Origin of the sequence: Elioraea sp. Yellowstone (genome assembly GCF_006704265.1) — a bacterium.
Classification (GTDB): domain Bacteria; phylum Pseudomonadota; class Alphaproteobacteria; order Acetobacterales; family Acetobacteraceae; genus Elioraea.
The window spans coordinates 1-4,970 of the sequence record NZ_VIKA01000199.1; the positions used below are offsets into that span (position 1 = coordinate 1).

A 4,970-nucleotide genomic window follows, 5' to 3' on the forward strand; every position below is an offset into this window, starting at 1 on the left:
CCGCATGCCGCTCGACTACTCCGAGGCTGCGCTCGCGGAGGCGCGGCGCTGGCTCGGGACGCTCGCGCGGGCGGCGGAGGCGGGCGGCGCCGCGCGGTTCGCCGAACTGGTGGCGCTCTCCAGCGAGGCCGATTTCTGGGACGGCCGCGCCGAGCGCGTCTCGCTGCTCACCATGCACGCGGCGAAGGGGCTGGAGTTCCCGGTCGTGTTCGTCGTCGGGCTGGAGGACGGGATCATGCCCTTCGCCTGGGACGAAGCGGCGGCGGCGCGTGGCGAGGAGGCCGAGCGCCGGCTGCTCTACGTCGCGATGACGCGCGCGCAGGACCGGCTGGTGCTCAGCCACGCCGCGCTGCGGTCCTGGCGCGGCCAGCGCCGGCCGCAGCGCCCCTCGCCGTTCCTGCGTGCGCTCCCGCGCGCGCTGGTGGAGCGGCAGCGTCGCCCCGCGCGGGCGCGGCGGCTTTCCGCCTGCCAGCCGAGCCTGTTCTGACGTCGCGACGATGCCACGGCCGTCAGGCGGCCGCGGCGCCCGCGATCCGTTCCGCCTCCTCGATCGCCGCGCGCATGGCGGCCGAGTCGGCGACCTGGTCGAGCCTCGCGGAGCCTCCGAAGCGATCGGGGCACGACGACGACGCTCGAGAGGCCGGGGTCCTGGCGGAGGGGGTGGGATTCGAACCCACGGTACGGTTGCCCGTACACCGGTTTTCGAGACCGGCCCGATCGACCACTCCGGCACCCCTCCGCAGCGGGGGGGTGACTACACCGCCGCCGCCGCGGGCGCAACGCGGCGGGTCAGGCCGCCTGCACCGGCGTCGGCGTCCAGGAGGCGTTGAGCTTGTAGCCGCCGCCTTCCGTGACCAGCAGCCGGGCGTTGGAGGGCTCAGGCTCGATCTTCTGGCGCAACCGGTAGATGTGCGTCTCGAGGGTATGCGTCGTCACCGCGGCGTTGTAGCCCCAGACCTCGTTCAGCAGCACCTGCCGCGCCACCGGCACGGCACCGGCGCGGTAGAGGTACTTCAGGATCGCGGCCTCCTTCTCGGTGAGGCGGATCTTGCGGTTGCGGGTGGGTTCGACGAGCAGCTTCGCCGCCGGACGGAAGGTGTAGGGCCCGATCGAGAACACCGCGTCGTCGGAGTTGTCGAAGATCGCGAGGTGGCGCCGGAGCCGCGCGAGCAGCTCGCCGTAGCGGAAGGGCTTCACCACGTAGTCGTTGGCGCCCGCGTCCAGTCCCTTGATCGTGTCGGCCTCGGTGTCCGCCCCCGTCAGCATGATCACCGGCACCTTCACGCCCAGCCGGCGCAGCTTGAGGGTGAACTCGCGCCCGTCGCCATCCGGCAGGCCGACATCGAGCAGCACCGCATCGACGCGGCCGTCCTTGCGCGTCAGGATCCTCTCCGCCTCGGCAAGCGTTTCGGCCTCCAGCGCTTCGAATTCCTGCTCCGCCCGCAACTGCTCGGCGAGGGTCGTGCGCAGGGCGCGATCATCGTCGACGATCAGGATCGGTCTGGCGAGCGCCATGGCGTGCATTTTCCATCCGCAGCTTGGAGGGGATGATGCCAGCCGCGCGGCGGCCCGGGCAAGGATCGACCGCCGCGGCGCCCACGCGTCATGGCCGGAGCGAGGCGAGCCGCTCCGTGACACGGAAACGACATGGTGATCGGTCCGGCCTCCGCCCCACACGATCACGCGAGCGTGCGCGCCTGCCGGGCGGTCGGCCTCGCGCATCGCCCCCTGGCGTCCTCCGTATCACCCCCCATATCCCCGGCGGGCAGCCCGGCGATCTTGCGCTGACGCAACCACTCAACTCTGCGTGGTCTCGAACGCCGGCGCGCCCGCCTGCCATCTTCGCGCCCCGATCCGCCGTCGAGATGGGTCGCGGGAACGCCGAGACGATCGGGAGAGACATGCGGACCAGCCCCCACCTCGCCGCGACCACCCCGCCGGGGATGGCGGACCTGCGCCCCGTCCATGCCGCGGGGGAGCGGCGGCTGCGCCATGTGCACCGTGCGGTCGCGGAGCTTCGCCGCGGCGCGCCCGCCCTGCTCGTCTGCGCCGAGGGCGTCTTCCTGGTCGCCGCAGCGGAACTTGCGGGCGTCGCCACGCTGGTGCGCTTCGAGGAGCTCGCCGCGCAGCCCACACAGCTTCTGCTTGCGCCCACGCGGGCGGCGGCGGTGCTGCAGCGTCCGGCACCGGGGGCGGCGGATGCACCGGCCGTCGCCCTCCGCCTGCCGCCCGGCGTGACGCCTGCCCTGCTGCGTGCCTTCGCCGATCCGACCGCGGATGCCCCTGCGCTGCGCCCCGAACACGCGGGCGCGCCGCCTGCCGAGCCGGCGGCCGCAGCGATCCGCCTGGCGAAGCTTGCCCGGCTCCTGCCGGCGGTGCTGTTCGCGCCCGCCGCCGCCGAGGCCGGTGCCGCGGACTTCGCCGCGCGGCACGACCTGATCGCGGTGCCCGGCGCCGATGTGATCGCCTATCCCGCGACGGTCGCAGCCACGCTCAGCCGCGTCGCCGAGGCGCGCGTGCCGACCGAGGACAGCCGCGATCTGCGCATCATCGCCTTCCGGCCGGCCGATGGCGGTACCGAGCATCTCGCCATGGTGGTCGGCGATCCGTGGTCGGCTGCCGAGCCTCCGCTCGTGCGTCTGCACAGCGAGTGCTTCACTGGCGACCTGCTGGGCTCGCTGCGCTGCGACTGCGGCCCGCAGCTGCGCGGCGCGCTCGCGCGCATGGGCCAGGAAGGCGCCGGCGTGCTGCTCTATCTCGCGCAGGAGGGGCGGGGCATCGGCCTCGTCAACAAGCTGCGCGCCTACCAGCTCCAGGACGAGGGGGCGGACACGCTCGATGCCAATACCCGCCTCGGCTACGGCGCGGACGAGCGCAACTTCCTGGTCGCCGCCGCGATGCTGCGCGAACTCGGCATCGAGACGGTCCGCGTGCTGACCAACAACCCGGACAAGGTGGCCGCGCTCGAGGCCTGCGGCATCCAGGTGGCGGCGCGCGTGCCGCACCGCTTTCCCGCGAACGAGCACAACGGGCGCTATCTGCAGACCAAGGCGGAGCGGTTCGGACACCTGTTCTGACCCTGCCGTTTCTGCCGCCCGCGGGCGGCCGGAATTGCCGGGTCGCCGGCGCCGTCGCGGCATCCGGCGGGCAGGACGCGGCCGAGCCCTTGGCACGGTGGTTGCTTAGGTGCCGCCATGATCGATTTCGCCCAGCCCCTCCAGCCGAACGGCCTGCGCCAGGCGCCCGATGGCGGCCCGCCGCTGCGCGAGGACGAGGCCGTGCCGATGCCGGTGGAGATCTCGTTCGGCGACCTGCTCGCGAACCTCAATCCGCTCCACCACATCCCGGTGGTCGGCTGGGTGTACCGACAGGTCACGGGCGAATCGGTGAACCCGGCCTTCCGGGCGCTCGGCGGCTTCCTGCTCGGCGGGCCGATCGGGGCGATCGTTGCCGCGGTCGGCGCGCTCGCGGAGAGCCTGTTCAGCGATTCGCCGGACGCGGCGGCTGGGGGGGCGGTGGCGGCGGCCCCCGTGCCGGCGCTGGCAGCTGGGACATCCGCGTCAGCCCCGGCGCCGGCCGAAGCGCCGCTGGCCGAGCGTCTCGGGGCGCGGTCCTATCCGGCGCCGGACGAGGGGGTGGCGCTCGCCGTGCGCGCGTCCGGCCCTGCCGAGCCGCCCGACTTCGCCGAACGCATGATGCGCGGCCTCGACGCCTACGAGCGCACGCTCCGCCTGCGCCGCGATCAGGGCTGATCCCCAGGCCCGGTCCGGGCGGGTGCGCGCGGCTGGCGGCTACCGCGCAGCCGGACTGCGGATCTGACCGGCCTCGACCGGCGGCCGCGCGCCGAAGATTGCCGTACCGAGCCGCACATGGGTCGCGCCATGCGCGATCGCGGTCTCGAAGTCGGCGCTCATGCCCATGCTCAGAAGCCCGAGCCCGTGCCGGCGCGCGCACGCGGCAAGCCAGGCGAAATGCGGGGCGGGGTCCTCGTCGACCGGCGGGATGCACATCAGCCCGCGCACCGGGAGATCCCACATGTCGAGGCACTGATGGATGAACTCGTCCGCCTCCTCGCGCGGGATGCCGGCCTTCTGCGGCTCGTCGCCGGTGTTGACCTGCACCAGCAGGTCGGGCGCGCGCTTCTGGCGCGCGATCTCGCGCGCGATCACCTCGGCCAGCCGCGGCCGGTCGAGCGTCTCGATCACGTCGAACAGCGCCACCGCAGCCGCGGCCTTGTTGGTCTGGAGCGGCCCGATCAGATGCAGCCTGAGTCCGCGATGCGCGGCCTTGAGTGCAGGATACTTGGCCTGCGCCTCCTGCACCCGGTTCTCGCCGAAATGGCGCTGGCCGGCGGCGAGCGCCGCCTCGATCGCGGGCACGCCGTGCGTCTTGGATACGGCGACGAGCGTGACCGAGGATGGGTCGCGTCCCGCCCGGGTGCAGGCCAGGGCGATGCGCGAGCGGACGGAGGCGAGGGCGGCGGCGACGGTGGAGCGTTCGGACATGGCATGGCGCAGGGGTTGATCGGAGCGGCGCGGCGACTGCGCCGTGGGAGGCGGCACCTCCCCTGGCTCGTCTTTATGACCGATCCGGCACGGGGCGGCGACCCCCTTGCAGGCGCGGCGCGCCTGCCGCGCGGAACGGCGGTGATCCTGCGCCATGACGGGGTGCCCGGGCGCGCATTGTTGGCGCTGCGGCTCGGCCGGCTCTGCCGTGCGCGCGGGGTCAGCCTGATCGTCGCGCGCGATGTCGCGCTGGCGCTGCGCCTGCGGACCGGGCTGCATCTCGCCGACGGGATGGCACCGCCGCTGCGCTGGCGCCTGCACGGGCGCGGGCCGCTGACCGTGGCGGCGCACGGACGGGCGGGGCTGGCGCGGGCGCGGCGCTTCGGCGCGCATCTCGTGCTGCTCTCGCCGCTGTTCCCGACGGCCAGCCACCCGGGCGCCCCGGCACTGGGCACGGTGCGGTTC

Annotated in this window: 6 protein-coding genes and 1 tRNA gene; 4 read left to right on the forward strand and 3 right to left on the reverse strand. The window is 74.0% G+C overall.

Features of this window, described 5'->3' with window-relative positions; translation table 11 throughout:
• Positions 1 to 487, forward strand: a 487-nt coding sequence (locus tag FK498_RS17310) for a 3'-5' exonuclease (protein WP_141856762.1), incomplete at its 5' end; no start/stop codon positions are given.
• 162 nt (positions 488 to 649) lie between these two features.
• On the opposite strand, the gene FK498_RS17315 is transcribed toward FK498_RS17310, so the two are convergent.
• A tRNA-Ser gene (locus FK498_RS17315) sits at positions 650 to 739 on the reverse strand.
• Positions 740 to 789: 50 nt separating this feature from the next.
• On the reverse strand, positions 790 to 1,515 hold the full coding sequence (locus tag FK498_RS17320) for a response regulator transcription factor (protein WP_141856764.1): 726 nt from the start codon (positions 1,513 to 1,515) through the stop codon (positions 790 to 792).
• A gap of 386 nt (positions 1,516 to 1,901) precedes the next feature.
• Between FK498_RS17320 and ribA the strand changes: the two genes are divergently transcribed.
• Positions 1,902 to 3,077 (forward strand): GTP cyclohydrolase II, encoded by a 1,176-nt coding sequence (ribA, locus tag FK498_RS17325; RefSeq protein ID WP_237560998.1) that lies wholly within the window; start codon positions 1,902 to 1,904, stop codon positions 3,075 to 3,077.
• Between the two features lie 117 nt (positions 3,078 to 3,194).
• Positions 3,195 to 3,752, forward strand: coding sequence for a hypothetical protein (locus tag FK498_RS17330; protein WP_141856766.1), 558 nt, complete (start codon positions 3,195 to 3,197; stop codon positions 3,750 to 3,752).
• A gap of 39 nt (positions 3,753 to 3,791) precedes the next feature.
• On the opposite strand, the gene FK498_RS17335 is transcribed toward FK498_RS17330, so the two are convergent.
• Positions 3,792 to 4,505, reverse strand: coding sequence for a YggS family pyridoxal phosphate-dependent enzyme (locus FK498_RS17335; RefSeq protein ID WP_141856768.1), 714 nt, complete (start codon positions 4,503 to 4,505; stop codon positions 3,792 to 3,794).
• A 75-nt stretch (positions 4,506 to 4,580) separates the two neighbouring features.
• On the opposite strand from FK498_RS17335, the gene FK498_RS17340 reads away from it, so the two are divergent.
• Positions 4,581 to 4,970: thiamine phosphate synthase (locus tag FK498_RS17340; RefSeq protein WP_202614904.1), on the forward strand; the 390-nt coding region annotated here is incomplete at its 3' end.